Genomic DNA, 14,576 nt, shown 5'->3' on the forward strand with positions numbered 1-14,576 from the left:
AGGTGCAAAATGACACATACGTATTATGAAGTAATTGATACACCTATTTCAATTGAAGAAGTTACAAACAAAGTAATTCGGTGTGAGTGTGGTGCGGTTACTACTTTCATTGGTACCGTCAGAGAATTTACGAAAGGACGTCGTACGCTATATTTAGAGTATGTAGCATATAAAACAATGGCGGAAAAACAGCTTGAGAAAATTGGTAATGAAGTAGAAGAGAAGTGGCCTGGGACATATGTAGCAATTACACATCGCATTGGTACATTGGAAATTTCTGATTTTGCTGTTGTTGTCGCCGTTTCAACACCACACCGGAAAGCAGCCTATGAGGCGAACGAATATATTATGGAGCGTATAAAACAAATTGTTCCGATTTGGAAGAAAGAGTTTTGGGAAGATGGTGAGTCATGGATAGGTGATCAGTTAGAGAAAATAGCATATGCAAATGGTGAGCCTGAAAGGGGGATGAGAACATGATTGAAGTACTATTATTTGCACATTTGCAAGAAGAAGCAAGTAAGCCGGCCTTGTACATAGATTGTGAAAATATTACGGTTGCTGAAGTAAAGGAAGTTCTCATTAAGAAATACAGCGTAGCGATTTCAAACGAGATAATGGTCGCCGTAAATGAAGAGTATGCAAATGAGGATGACATTATTCAAACTGGCGATGTAGTAGCAATGATTCCGCCAGTAAGTGGTGGTTGATTCTTTTCAGCCTAATCATGTTAGGACGTGATTAGGCTGGAGAGAATGAATATAACTATGCATACATAGGAGGGAACAGGATGAAAAGTCCTAATTTTCAATTAAGTTTACAAACTTCTAATCTAGTTATCGGTTTTATGGTATGGGTTATCTTATCATCATTAATGCCATATATTAAAGCGGATATTCCATTAACTGCGGGACAAATTTCTATGGTCACAGCAGTACCGGTTATTTTAGGTTCTATTCTTCGCATTCCAATTGGTTATTGGACAAATCGTTACGGAGCAAGGAAATTGTTCTTTATTAGTTTTATACTTTTATTATTCCCTGTCTTTTACATTAGTGTTGCCAATTCTATGATGGATTTAATTATTGGTGGATTATTTGTAGGGATTGGTGGTGCTGTATTCTCTGTAGGAGTAACTTCTCTACCGAAATACTTCCCGAAAGAGAGTCACGGTTTTGTAAATGGTATTTACGGTGTGGGTAACGCTGGAACAGCAATTACTTCATTTTTAGCACCTGTAATTGCGACATCAGTTGGCTGGAGAACAACAGTACAGTGTTATTTAGTTTTACTTGCAGCATTTGCACTTATGAACTTTTTATTAGGCGATCGTAAGGAAAAAAAGGTGAATACACCATTAATGGAACAAATAAAAGGTGTATATAAAAATGAAAAACTTTGGTTTCTATGTATCTTTTACTTTTTAACATTTGGATCATTTGTTGCATTTACAGTATATTTACCAAACTTTTTAGTATCTCACTTCGGATTAGAGAAAGTAGATGCAGGCATGCGGACAGCTGGATTCATCGTATTAGCAACAATGATGCGCCCGATTGGTGGTTGGCTCGGTGATAAATTTAATCCATTTAAAATATTAATCTTCGTATTTATCGGCTTAACACTATCTGGTATTGTTTTATCATTCATGCCTAGTATGAACGTGTATACATTTGGTTGCTTACTAGTCGCATTCTGTGCAGGTATTGGAAATGGTACAATCTTTAAGCTTGTTCCAATGTACTTCTCTGAGCAAGCAGGGATTGTAAATGGGGTTGTGTCAGCTTTAGGTGGATTAGGAGGGTTCTTCCCACCATTAATTTTAACGTTACTATTCCAACTAACAGGTCATTATGCAATTGGATTTATGGCGTTATCAGAAGTCGCTCTTGCTTGTTTAATCATTACAGTATGGATGTATAGCCAAGAGAAGCTGTTAGTGATGTTAAAGAATCATTAATAAAGAAAAAGAACCCTCCTAAAGTAATCTAGGAGGGTTCTTTTAGTAATAGGCTTCGATATGTTTTTTATTGCTAACTTAACAAACACTTGTATTCTAAAATAATGTGGTTTAAAAATGAAAAACAGAAGTTTTGTGGAATTTTATGTTAAAATATAGATATCAGATGTTATTCAATTAAAGGGTTAGTTAAAGAAAGTTTAAATCTCTTCCGAAGATAGAACTAATTTTTAGCATACAAATACTTAATTGGATCGGGGTGTTTAGATGAAAAAATTATATAAGTCCACTCAAGATAAACAAGTATCAGGTGTATTAGGTGGCTTAAGCGATAAATATGGAATTGATGTTAGTATCCTTCGAATAGTAACTGCATTATCAGCCTTTTTTACTAGTGGATTTACGGTGTTACTTTATATAATAGCTGCAATTGTTTTGCCTACAGATAAAGATATTAAGAGATAAATCTATGAACTTAAATCTAATTCCACAATCGAGAACTTTAAAGGAACGATTAGATAAAGGCACTCCGCCTCTTACATGTCTAGGGTACTTGAAAAGGACTTCCATTGACGTTAGTCATAGAGATAGGAGTGTCAATTATTTGTTTAATAATAAAAAGAACAAACGTCTCTAAAAAACGTTTGTCCGAAGTAAATTCATAGTTAGATAAGAGCTAGATTACGATTTATGTGTACAAGAAAGCCTTTTTATAAGTTTAGGAAGGACAGAAGTTAATTCTTGCTTCATCCGCTTCGTAAACGATGGATCCTTACCGGAAGTTGAAATCGTTACAATATATTCATCATTTCGGATGACACCAGGTGTGTGAAAGGATGATGCTGCGCCATCACTTACAACGTTAACCCATTGGAAATCATGTGCGGCTTGTTTGACCATCATATTGACATCATGTTGATTTGTAGCTGCATAAATAAGGTGAGCATCTTTAATATCATCATTACTAAAAGTTTTTTGCTTCCAAGTAATATAAGGAAGTTCCTTCATTTCCTCGCAAATCTCTGGGCTGATAACGGTGACAAAAGCGCCTGTATCTTTTAATCCAGACGCTTTCCGATATGCGATTTTACCACCACCAACTATAACAACTACTTTTTTATCTAAATTAAACATAAGAGGGCACATGTTATACATACACACATTCCTCCATTCGTTCTAATAATGTTAACTTCATATATGTATCAAACTGAAGACAGTTGCAAGTCGTAACGTGATCATATTTTTTTGTATGCAACTTAATTTTTTGAAGCAACAATCCAGTAAAGAGAAGATACGGCATGACATATACATGGGACGCAGTCGATGTTATAGTCTTGAGCTCAGCGGTAAAAGAGGGAGTTCCTTTCGTTAAAAAGGAACAACATACTGGCATACCGAGTTTTTGTTCGACAACTGCTCCGATGTGTTGTAACTCATGTATCGGCTGTGGATCACTACTACCTCGTCCTACGAGTAAAACGCTACTACCTTGCTTTGGCATAGTTTCACGTATTCTTTTCACTACAAGTTCCACCATATTTGGATGCGTACTAAAAGGTGGTGCAACTGAAAATGTTATATGTGGATATTTCTTTTGTAGTTGCTCTATTTCAAAAGGAATATCACGTTTATAGTGAGCTGCCGCAAATAATAAAACAGGTACAATCATTATTTCAGTTGCCCCCTGTATTATTGCTTCTGTAACCGCATCCTGAATGGTAGGAGTTGTTAGTTCAAGAAAAGCTATTTTTTGAATTCTTTCGTTACGTTCTTTCATAACAGATTGAATAAAGTGAATGAATTGTTCTTTACCTTCTTGTAGTCGGCTACCGTGTCCAACATATACAATTCCTTTCATCGTACCACCATGTCTTTCTTCATAATAATATTTTGTAATTGATGATCGATGTTATGAAACCCGACTTTATTTGCATAGTGTAAAGTTGGAACGTCGGTATACGAGAATGGAAGAGTAAGAATATCGATAAAGCCAAGTCGTTTTATTTCTGATAAAAATGTATCAATTGAGGCACGCCCTTCAAACACAATGCTATCCCATGAGAATTCAGAAAGCATACGAGAATGGACTTCATCGAAACGATGATCAATTGTATACTCATGAGTCATCATATAGGAGCCAGCACCAATTTTCTCTTGAATAAAAGCAATCCGATTAATATTTCTGCCTAAATAAACAGTAGTATCGGAAGAGAACTCTGCTTGTTTACTTAGTAGCCCATATTGCATCAGTTTTTCTTGAGTGGCAACGTTCATATACTGCAGTTTTGCTTGTAAGGAACGAATATCTTTCTGGTGTTTACTACATGATCGCATCAAGATTTCTACACTTTCATCTGAACAAAATACAAGGCGATCAACGTTAAAAATTTCATTGATTTGTTCAGATGTTAATGTGTATTCTTCCCTTTTGAAAGTTGGAATTTGATATGTTTCTGCACCGCATTCTTGTAACTTTTGCTTCATGAAACTGGTTTTATTTGTTGCGGATGCAAATAAAACTTTTTTACCATGCAATGGTTTACGTTCTTTCCAAGCGATTTGATCCCGTAAGGAAACGACATCACCAACAATTGTCATGGAAGGGTTAGAAATATTTTCGTTTTTGACGATAGGAACAATGGTTGAAAGTGTTCCTGTGACAACGCGTTGCTTTCCAGTTGTACCCCACTCAATGACTGCTACGGGTGTATTTTCTTGTTTTCCTGCTTGTAGTAAGTTTTCACAAATTGTAGGTAAGTTTTTTATACCCATGTAGTAGGCAATTGTGTCGCTATTGTGGGATGAGTTATATTTTCCATGATCGGTTAAAGGACCTTTCGAATGTCCAGTTAGTAAAGTTACACTATTACTATAGTCACGGTGGGTGAGGGGGATACCTGCATAACTACTAGCGGCGATGCTAGCTGTAATACCTGGCACAATCTCGTATGGAATGTCCGCTGCTGCTAAAGTTTCTGCTTCTTCACCAACACGGCCAAAAATAGATGGATCTCCGCCCTTTAAGCGGACAACGATTTTTCCTTCTTTCGCAAATTGAAGGAGGTGGGCGTTAATCATTTCTTGACGCATAGTATGATTCTTTGGCATTTTACCGCAATAAATAAGTTCACAAGTTGGCTTTGTATAGCTAAGAAAGTTAGGGTTCAATAAGCGGTCATATAAGACAATATCTGCACGTTTTAAGCAATTTATCGCTTTCTTTGTAATAAGCCCTTCATCACCTGGTCCTGCACCAACTAAATATACATATCCGTTCATAATCGCACCTCATCATTTTTTATTTAAAAGGAAGCCAGAGGAGGCTTCCTTTCGTAAATTACATGTTTATATAAATGTCACCATCAATAACTTCTACTTCGTACGTTTGGATACAGCCGTCATCAGGTTTTTGGACTTCACCTGTTAGTAATGAAATTTTCCAATCATGTAGTGGGCAAAAGACGAATTCCCCAGATACAATTCCTTCCGCTAACGGTCCATTTTTATGAGGGCACCGATTTTCTACAGCTCGAATATCACCATTTGAAAGGCGGAATAGGGCGATAGACATACCTTTCATTTGTACCTCTTTACCGATTTGAATAGGAAGGTCTTCCGCACGCATAACTTTTATTTTTTCTTTCGTTTGTATCATATAGATCACAGCTCCTTATTTCACAGTTTCTACTTCATACATCGCTTTTAAAGACTTCGTTTCTAGTGCTTGTCCCCAAGCTTCCGTATATGTGCTACGAGCTGTTTGGAAACGTTCATTTAGCGTAGTAACCATACTTGCATCTTGTAGTATTTCTTTTATGTGATCGAAGCCTAAACGTTCTGTCCAGTAGGCAGTACGCTCTCCGTAAATACCAGTTTCACGATAATACTGCATGTAAGCTGTAGCGATGCGAAGAACATCGTCTTCAGTAGGGACGATCATTACAAAATCAGCTTCACGTACTTCCGTACCACCATTTCCGCCGATATATAGTTGATATCCATTTTCGACACAAACAACGCCAAAATCTTTCGTCAGTACTTCCGCACAGTTACGTGGACAACCCGTTACACCCATCTTCATTTTATGAGGTGTATCTACCATTTCTAATGATTGTTCAAGTAGCATACCAAGTCCTAATGAATCTTTCGTACCGAATCGGCAGAAGCGAGAACCAACACATGATTTTACATTACGAAGTGATTTTGAGTACGCATATCCAGAAGTCATATTTAAGTCAGCCCATACGTTAGGTAAATCTTGTTTCTTAACACCATATAAGCCGATTCGGCTCGCACCTGTAATTTTTACGAGAGGAACGTCATATTTTTTTGCGACTTCAGCAATTTTCATTAAATCATCTGCGGTTGTAACGCCTCCGTACATACGTGGAATAACAGAAAATGTACCATCATGCTGGATGTTACCATTCATTCTTTCATTAACGTAACGGGATGATTTATCATCTGCATATTCTTCCGGAATCGCCATACGTAAATAGTAATTTAAAGCAGGACGACATTTTGAACAGCCGTCTTCATGGGCAAAACCAAGAACATTTCGTACTTCTTTTGGCGATTTTAAACCTTTCTCGTGAATGGCCGCTACGACTTCATCACGTGATAAAGTTGTACATCCACACATACCGGTAGATTGTGCTGAGGCATCAAAAGCATCTCCAAGTGTATGAGATAAAATTTGTTCAACAAGAGGACGACATTTACCACAAGATCCTGCGGCTTTCGTACATCCTTTTACTTCATCAAAAGTTGTTAAGTCTTGTTCTAAAATGGCATGAACAATTGCACCTTTTGTAACACCGTTACAACCGCACACAGTGTCATCGGCACTCATTGTAGCAACGTTAAGTTCACTTTCCTCACCAGCTTTGTGAAGAAGGGAAGCGGCTGTATATTCTTGTATATCTTCTTCTTTCTTTAACATGCTAAAGAGGCGTGTACCATCAGCAGTATCACCATATAAAACGATACCGACGACTTTATTGTCACGAATTAATACTTTTTTATAGGAACGTTTACATTCATCAAAGATTGAAATTGCTTTCGTTTGATCATCTTCATAAATTTGACCAGCAGAGAATAAATCACAACCTGCAACTTTTAATTGCGTACCGACGATGCTGCCCGCATATCCATTAGTTTGTAAATTCGTTATATGTTTTGCTAATATTACGCCTTGTTCATAAAGAGGGGCAACAAGTCCATATGCGATACCGCCATGTTCCGCACATTCTCCAACAGCATAAATGGATTCATCATTTGTTTGCATATAGTCGTTGACTACAATGCCGCGATTTACAAGTAAACTAGCATCTTTTGCTAAATGGGTATTCGGGCGTATTCCAACAGCCATCACGATTAAATCACAATTTACAATTTCACCATCTTCAAACTGAATACCCTCAACATGATTTGTACCAAGTATCTTTACAGTTTTCTTTTCCATTAGAAACTTCATGCCTTGCGCTTCTAAATCTTCACGCAATAGGGAAGCTGCTTTCGTATCTAGTTGTTGCTCCATTAAGCTAGGCATTAAATGAACAACATGTACGTCCATTCCTAAGTCAATAAGACCTCTTGCGGCTTCTAAACCGAGTAATCCACCACCAATGACAACGGCCTTTTTCTTTTCTTTAGCGGTATCCATCATAAATTGTGTATCTTCAATTGTTCGAAATCCTGTTACACCAGGAAGGGTGGAACCTTCAACTGGTAAAATAAAAGCACTAGAACCTGTTGCGATAATGAGTTTGTCGTATGTAAGAGTACGATTTTTTTCTGTGACAATGACCTTTTCCTCGCGGTTAATACTTTGAACTCTCTCGTTTGTATATAAAGTTATTTCGTTTTCTTCGTACCAACTATGTTCGTTCATAATGATATCTTGCATATTTGTTTTGCCTTGTAGAACATGAGAGAGCATAATGCGATTGTAGTTTGGATGTGGTTCATCTCCAAAAATAGTAATCTCATATGAATCACTATCATGTTTTAATATTTCTTCCATACAGCGTATGCCAGCCATACCATTTCCGATCATAACTAAACGTTTTTTCATTTTCGTTTCCCCTTTTTATGTGAAATATTGAACAAAGGATTATATTTCTATTATAGAAAATTAAAAAAGAGGGAGATGTGATATTTATCACATTTTTATAATGGTTCACAAATTGTTAAAATTCGGATTTATGTGAAGGGAGAAGCGAAAGGGAATATGGTTATAGGGTAGAGGGGAAGCATGAATATTTTTCACGCAATGAAAAAGCAGGACATGAGCATTTATACTCATGTCCTGCACTTTATTTATGCTCTTGAAATTGCACGTGGAAATAAAATATTATTTTCTAAATGAATGTGCTCAAATAAATCAGACTCTAGCGCTTCAAGACGTTGGTAAACAAGTCGATAAGTGCCGCAAGCGCCTTCTGGTGGAGTAAAATCATTTGTCACCTTACGAAGTTCTTTAATAATATTGCCAGCGTGGTTATGTTCATTCTCCAACTCGTCTACTACTTTACGTAACTTTGCATAGTTTTCATCAGTTGGATTTTGTTCGAATTCTAAAATTAACGGGAAATCTTCCGTTTCTTCTTTAATTAAATGTTGTTCTAATTCCATTTTAAGTTCATGAAATAGCTTATGAATTTGAGCTAAATGAGGCTGATTTGCCCCATGAACACGTAATACCTTCGTTACATATGGACTTAGCTGTGGCAACTCTTCATTTAAATAGCGATGATGCTTATTAATTACATAATCAATCAATTCGCGATAAGAAGCATTTTTCCAATCAATTTCAGATTCATTTAATAGTTTCGTATTATGATAAAGCGTATTTAACTCTGTAATTACTTCAGAAGCTGATAAAGTTCTTTCATTAATTGCATCAATAAGTGGTCTATTACCACCACAGCAAAAATCTATTCTATATGACTTAAAAAGGTCGCTAGCTTTCGGGAATTGCGTAACAATCTCACCAACAATTGAAGTTTCAGTAAATGTATGTTCCATATGAATGCCTCCATAAAGTTTAAATGTAATATCTAAATTAAGAATAGCGATAAATGAAAAATAATGAGGTGATTGAAATCACTTTTTATGTGTCATTTTTGAGAATAAAAAAATGAGTTTTATAAAAGGAAGAGGAGGGGGATTTGTCGTAATAGTTTCTCATAATAAAAAAGAAGCTTACTAGAAGCTTCTTTTTTACTACTATTTTTCACATGCAATTCCATCGCCATCACGATCAAGTTTAGAGCTATAGCCAGGTTGATCCCTATATAAAGGAGCTTTCCCAGCAGCTCTAACTGCATCACAATTTTTGTAATATGCGTTACTTGTATTTCCTGAAGCAGGTTTTGTTTGAGTTTGCTGTGCTTTTTGTTGTTCCTGTTGTACGCGAGCCTGCTCATCAGCTTGACGTTGTTGCTCTTCTTGCTGTTTCCGAGCTTGCTCAGCAGCTTGGCGTTGTTGTTCTTCTTGTTGTTTACGAGCCTGCTCATCAGCTTGACGCTGTTGCTCTTCTTGTTGTTTACGGGCTTGTTCTTCAGCTTGGCGTTTCTCATCCTCTTGCTTACGAGCTAGTTCCTCAGCTTGGCGTTTCTCCTCTTCTTGCTTACGAGCTAGTTCCTCAGTTTGGCGTTTCTCATCCTCTTGCTTACGAGCTAGTTCTTCAGCTTGGCGTTTCTCCTCTTCTTGCTTACGAGTTTTTTCGTCCGCCTCTTTCTTTTCTAATTCCTTTTTCTTTTCGTCATCTTTTTTCTCTTCACTATTAGAAGCGACTTGTTTATTCGTTGCTGTCGTTTTTGCAGAAGAAGGACTTGAAATACCTGATAGCGCAACAAAAATGACAAATAAAATAGCTGTGATAATAAATTGTTTTTTTGCTACACCTGTCTTTTTAATTACGGATAAGATTGCTAGAACAAGGAAAAAAATAAATAAAATCAAACTTAAAGTAGCAAAGAAATCGATGACTGGGTGTTCAGATTTTGTAGTGCCCATTCCTATTAAGAGAAATGAAATCATAAAAAGAATAACAGTAGGACGACCATACTGTTTTGCTTTTCCATTTTTCTTAAAGAATGAAATGATACATAAAATTAAAAGAATGATAGCAATAAAAAATAAAGCTGCACCAATATTACTCAAAACTGCCATTTTAATACCTCCATTTGTAAGATTTTCTCTATAGATTATATAGGAATTTATTGGATATTACACGTTTTATATTAATTTAGAAAATTAATATTTTAATAGACATATAAACATTTATTTTATATATAAGGAAAAAATAGATGTATTTACTATTACTTTTTGAAAGAGATTTCATAAATTATAGTATATCGATTGAAAGGAGGAGATTTGTATGGAATTTCAATTATTAGTGAATTGCGTGTTACAAGAAGGGAATGCTTACTTTTTAGTAACAAAAGTAGATGATGTTATTACGTTGAAAGTGCCAATTACAGCAGGAGTAGCAGGTTTATTCTTAGCTTTAGGTGTACCAAGATGTTCTTAATTTAGCTTTTGATAGTAAAAGGATGAGGGACAAGCCTTATCCTTTTACTATTACATAATTTTTTTATGTAAACTAAATGAGTTTTTTAATATTATTTTTGCCATAGCACGTTTAAAACGGACATGCATATACTATAATGTTTCATTGGCCTTTGATGATGAACGATAGTTTTAAAAAGTGTATCGAAAGTAGAAGTGATATTCTTTTCAATAATGAAAATAAAAGAGGTGCTAGTATATATGAAAAGACGAACGTATGATATTCCAGTCGTATTACGAAGAGAATGGTTTTTAATAGAATTAGCGCATTTAACAAAAAAATATGGGATTGAAATAGCAACTAGTAAAATAGAAGATGCACCATTTCTAAGAGATCAAGTTACAGAATTCAAAATAGGAGCGGGTTTGCAATACGATAAATATGATGATGAGTATATCATCGAGTTTTAAACAAAGAAGCTGCGTATAAAAGGTTATTAAAGAGACCTTTTATACGCAGTTTTTTTGTAAAGAGAAAGCTTTATTGAGAAATATTCAAAACGCTTATTGTAAAAAGGAATGAAGAAATGTTGAGAGAATAACGTTTGATAAGAAAGGAATGCGGCTATTAATTTCTTATTATATTGTAACGTAAAAGTAATTGATTAAATGGAATTTAAAACAATTGGTGTTCAACGGAATGGTAGCGTTTTCTTTCAGGAGAAAAAGGGGGATGTTAATGGGAATTATGAAAAGGAGTATCGCATTATTTATTGTACTTTGTTTTATGAGTCCGCTGGTTTTTAGTGCAAATGTACACGCGGAGGTTGTAACAGAGCTTAAGACTGGCTTTCCAAATCAAGAAGTATTTACTCCTGGAGAATGGTTTTTAGGCCAGAAGCCTGCTAATTATGATGAGAATAAACCACCAATTCTCTTTGTACAAGGAAGAAATGGTAATGCGGATAGTTGGTATGGAAAGACAGTATATCATGAGATGAATGATATGTACGATTATGCTTTGAAAGCAGGCTATCAAACTGTATTTATTCAATTATATGATGCCGCGGGGAAAGGATCAGCTAGCCAATGGGACAATGGAAAATTGTTAGCACAAAAGCTTGAAGAGATTTATAATCATTTTGGCAAAAAAGTAAATATTGTAGCTCACAGTAAAGGTGGTATTGATACACAAGCTGCGTTAGTTGGATATGGAGCGAATCGATTTGTTGGAAATGTTATTACGCTTGCCACTCCGCATTACGGATCCAATTTAGCAGATTTATCATATAGTTGGTGGGCAGGATGGCTTGCCTCTATATTAGGACAAAAAGATGATGGGACATATTCATTACAAATAGGTGAAATGGCAAAGTTTCGTTCTACAATAGATAATAATCCTGCAGCTAAATTAAACCGTTACTATACGGCTACTGGGACAAGCTGGGGACCTGTTTTTTCAGCATTATCTATGGGCGGGTTGTATTTGTCATCATACGGTTCTAATGATGGGTTAGTGAATGAATGGAGTGCTAAGTTACCATATGGAACACATTTATTTACAGATTCACGGTTTGATCATGATAATATCCGAAAAGGTTCAGCTGTTTTCGCACGAATTGAACCATATTTACGGACAGTAAATGTACCAGTACCAGCTTTATTAGCCCCGAGTAATAGTTCAGAGGATAAGGTAGAACAATTAAACACAACTTCTAATCAATCTATTTTAGGAGGAGAGTTGTCACAAAATGAGTGGGTAGGGCAAACTATCGCAGTTGATAAAAAGGCAGAAGGGGTAATTTCTGTTTTAACAGCTTCTTCGGATGTAGAAATACAACTAATATCTCCAAAAGGAAAAGTTTATACAAATAAAGATAGTGCTGTATCTACTGGTGAAGGTGAATCTTTCTTTAAAGGAGCGACTATAAGAACATTTAAATTTGATAAAATGGAAGAAGGAGAATGGCAAGTTAAAATGATGGCGAAGCAGCAGAAAGATGCATATTTAATCGTGACCGATTACAAAAAAGATGCTCCGTTTGTCCTTCAAATGCCGGCAAAGGTTAAAGTAAATAAAGCAGAGTATAAACTCAAAAAATCACCTGTAGCTCCAGAAATGAAAGGCGATCTTTCAGTAACAGTACGAGTAATTAATAAAGATGGAAAATTAGTTTCTGAATCAAATGAATCGAAAAACATTAATACAACTACATTTACAGGTGCTTTGAAAAATATAGAACAGCCGGGTGTATATAACGTTACAATTGATATAAAAGGAATGAATAAGGAAGGACAACCTTATAATCGTACGATAGTTAAATCGGTTTATGTGGAGAAGTAGGAAAGAATGAATCGGTTTTAATAAAAAAAGTGCCGAATTCTTGTGGCAGAAGGATTTCGGCACTTTTTCATGTTTATTAGATGAATAGAAAAGTGAAATGGGAGTTTATGTTGTATAAGAGGACGATAGGAATCAAAAAAACGTTATGCAATAAAAAAAGATACTAAATTAGTATCTGAATGTGAGGGAATAGTATTAACTTAGTTTTGTAACTGTTAATTCAACTGAATTTATACCATTATCACAAGTTACAATACTTTGATGATTGAAACCACTATTATTTCTAAGTTGAAGAGTTGAATTAGCAGGCACCGTAACAATAGTTTCGCCAACTAGTTGAAGGCATTCGTTATTTGATGAAGTATTCATTTGAAAAGCGAAATCACCTTGACTATTAGCAAGTGGATTATTATTTAAAAATATAGTTATGACTGGAATATGGGGAAATACAGGATTTAACGTAGTGTTAATACTTGAAATGAAAGAAATTCTATAATCACCAGCTTTACTAAATTGTATAGTAGTCGGATTTAATAAGGAAACTCCTCCTGCTAAAGGGCCAACGTGATTAAACGGAAAAGAACCGCCAAAAGGAACAGTTATAAACTCAGTTTGCCAAAAAGTGCCGTAAGCAGGCTTAGATGATTTATGTGAATGGTCGCATGAACATTTTTTATACGAACTGGAAGATTGATGGCACGAACATTTTTTATATGAACTAGAAGAAGAGTGGCATGAAGATCTTTTATACGAACTTGAAGAATGATAGTATGAACCCAATATATTACCTCCTATTATTAATAAATGTATAACACATAGTAGTTTATGCAATCGAAAAGCAATTGGCGTGTATACTTGTCCATATATAAGGTAATAGATTTAGGATAAAAAACTGGCATAATATAAAGTACTCTAATGAGGGGATATAGTTTTCAAAAAAATGGAGTTAGAATATTCTATGTGATAAATTTTGGAAAAGAAAAAGGATGAATATTTAGCAGATAACTCTATCCAAGGTTTTAAAATGTTGAAGTATTTAAACTTTAAGATAGTATATCGCCAAAGTAAAGAAGAGAAGTATTTAAAGGACAGCATTTTAGTGAAACAGAGAAATGGATAAAGCGATGATTAAGTTTTTAACTTAGTCGTCGCTTTTTATTTATGTAGTTGTGCAGGAAGAAGGCAAAAAATATCGAATGAATGTAATTATACAGAATTGTTTGTATTTATTTTGAATAGTAGTTAAAGATACGTTAGTTATATTTCAAACAGTAAGAAAAGAGAGATTAAATAATAGAGGGAGCAACGTACATGGAAAATATATTAAAGGTATCCTCAAAATCAAGTCCGAATTCAGTGGCAGGTGCAATAGCCGGTGTACTAAGAGCAAGTGGCAAAGTAGAAATCCAAGTGATTGGAGCTGGTTCTTTAAATCAAGCGATTAAAGCAATTGCGATTGCAAGAGGTTTTGTAGCTCCAAGTGGCATTGACTTGGTGCTTGTTCCAGCGTTTCAAGAGGTTACTATCGATAATCAAGAAAGAACAGCAATCAAATTAATTGTAGGTCCTAGAAGGAGAAGGTCTTAATAGTGAGCATTAATATAAGGGGATTTGAAAAGGTCAATAGACTCCAAAAAGTTAGACACGTTATTTCATTTGACAGTTCCTTAGGCGTGGATACAGTATTGGACCGGATTTATGACTTTTAATTCCTCTTTATATTTAGCGGGTTTTTCTAGAAACTTAAAAATGCCA

16 protein-coding genes are annotated in these 14,576 nt (G+C 35.4%); 8 read left to right on the forward strand and 8 right to left on the reverse strand.

From position 1 onward, the window contains the following. The first annotated feature begins 9 nt into the window (after positions 1–9). The 4 genes from I6L50_RS16980 (at position 10) to I6L50_RS16995 (ending at position 2,425) form a co-directional block, all read left to right on the forward strand. Complete coding sequence (locus I6L50_RS16980) at positions 10–480, forward strand: molybdenum cofactor biosynthesis protein MoaE (RefSeq protein ID WP_219302127.1); 471 nt, start codon at positions 10–12, stop codon at positions 478–480. After that, positions 477–710, forward strand: a complete 234-nt coding sequence (gene moaD / locus I6L50_RS16985; RefSeq protein WP_219302128.1) for a molybdopterin converting factor subunit 1 — start codon at positions 477–479, stop codon at positions 708–710. The genes I6L50_RS16980 and moaD overlap by 4 nt, the downstream gene beginning before the upstream one ends. A gap of 80 nt (positions 711–790) precedes the next feature. Continuing rightward, a complete protein-coding gene (gene narK, locus I6L50_RS16990; RefSeq protein WP_002031603.1) occupies positions 791–1,960 on the forward strand; it encodes a nitrate transporter NarK in 1,170 nt (389 codons plus the stop codon). Between the two features lie 267 nt (positions 1,961–2,227). Next, a complete protein-coding gene (locus I6L50_RS16995; protein WP_000737853.1) occupies positions 2,228–2,425 on the forward strand; it encodes a PspC domain-containing protein in 198 nt (65 codons plus the stop codon). Between the two features lie 216 nt (positions 2,426–2,641). On the opposite strand, the gene I6L50_RS17000 is transcribed toward I6L50_RS16995, so the two are convergent. From I6L50_RS17000 to I6L50_RS17030, 7 genes are all read right to left on the reverse strand, one after another. Further along, a complete protein-coding gene (locus tag I6L50_RS17000; protein WP_219302129.1) occupies positions 2,642–3,115 on the reverse strand; it encodes a precorrin-2 dehydrogenase in 474 nt (157 codons plus the stop codon). Continuing rightward, a complete protein-coding gene (locus I6L50_RS17005) occupies positions 3,108–3,818 on the reverse strand; it encodes a sirohydrochlorin chelatase (protein WP_219302130.1) in 711 nt (236 codons plus the stop codon). The genes I6L50_RS17000 and I6L50_RS17005 overlap by 8 nt, the downstream gene beginning before the upstream one ends. Continuing rightward, on the reverse strand, positions 3,815–5,239 hold the full coding sequence (locus tag I6L50_RS17010; protein ID WP_219302131.1) for a uroporphyrin-III C-methyltransferase: 1,425 nt from the start codon (positions 5,237–5,239) through the stop codon (positions 3,815–3,817). The genes I6L50_RS17005 and I6L50_RS17010 overlap by 4 nt, the downstream gene beginning before the upstream one ends. Before the next feature lie 58 nt (positions 5,240–5,297). Further along, entirely contained in the window at positions 5,298–5,615 is a 318-nt protein-coding gene (gene nirD, locus I6L50_RS17015; protein WP_061689857.1) for a nitrite reductase small subunit NirD, read from the reverse strand. 15 nt (positions 5,616–5,630) lie between these two features. Continuing rightward, on the reverse strand, positions 5,631–8,036 hold the full coding sequence (nirB, locus tag I6L50_RS17020; protein WP_219302132.1) for an NADPH-nitrite reductase large subunit: 2,406 nt from the start codon (positions 8,034–8,036) through the stop codon (positions 5,631–5,633). Positions 8,037–8,281: 245 nt separating this feature from the next. Further along, positions 8,282–8,989, reverse strand: coding sequence for an iron-sulfur cluster repair di-iron protein (gene ric / locus I6L50_RS17025; protein WP_219302133.1), 708 nt, complete (start codon positions 8,987–8,989; stop codon positions 8,282–8,284). A 201-nt stretch (positions 8,990–9,190) separates the two neighbouring features. After that, a complete protein-coding gene (locus tag I6L50_RS17030; RefSeq protein WP_219302134.1) occupies positions 9,191–10,138 on the reverse strand; it encodes an excalibur calcium-binding domain-containing protein in 948 nt (315 codons plus the stop codon). A 208-nt stretch (positions 10,139–10,346) separates the two neighbouring features. Here I6L50_RS17030 and exsG point away from each other — a divergent pair, with 208 nt between their 5' ends. From exsG to I6L50_RS17045, 3 genes are all read left to right on the forward strand, one after another. Then, a complete protein-coding gene (gene exsG, locus I6L50_RS17035; protein WP_000395676.1) occupies positions 10,347–10,499 on the forward strand; it encodes an exosporium protein ExsG in 153 nt (50 codons plus the stop codon). 239 nt (positions 10,500–10,738) lie between these two features. Continuing rightward, positions 10,739–10,948, forward strand: a complete 210-nt coding sequence (locus tag I6L50_RS17040; protein ID WP_002085943.1) for a hypothetical protein — start codon at positions 10,739–10,741, stop codon at positions 10,946–10,948. Between the two features lie 262 nt (positions 10,949–11,210). After that, positions 11,211–12,821, forward strand: a complete 1,611-nt coding sequence (locus I6L50_RS17045) for a lipase family alpha/beta hydrolase (RefSeq protein ID WP_374108387.1) — start codon at positions 11,211–11,213, stop codon at positions 12,819–12,821. Between the two features lie 195 nt (positions 12,822–13,016). On the opposite strand, the gene I6L50_RS17050 is transcribed toward I6L50_RS17045, so the two are convergent. Next, entirely contained in the window at positions 13,017–13,601 is a 585-nt protein-coding gene (locus tag I6L50_RS17050) for a hypothetical protein (protein ID WP_002127124.1), read from the reverse strand. Positions 13,602–14,132: 531 nt separating this feature from the next. On the opposite strand from I6L50_RS17050, the gene I6L50_RS17055 reads away from it, so the two are divergent. After that, positions 14,133–14,408 carry a stage V sporulation protein S gene (locus tag I6L50_RS17055; RefSeq protein WP_002035358.1) on the forward strand — a complete coding sequence of 92 codons (276 nt, stop codon included), beginning with the start codon at positions 14,133–14,135 and terminating at the stop codon, positions 14,406–14,408. Positions 14,409–14,576 lie beyond the last annotated feature (168 nt).

This window comes from Bacillus sp. FDAARGOS_1420 (assembly GCF_019344915.1).
Taxonomy (GTDB): Bacteria; Bacillota; Bacilli; order Bacillales; family Bacillaceae_G; genus Bacillus_A; species Bacillus_A mycoides.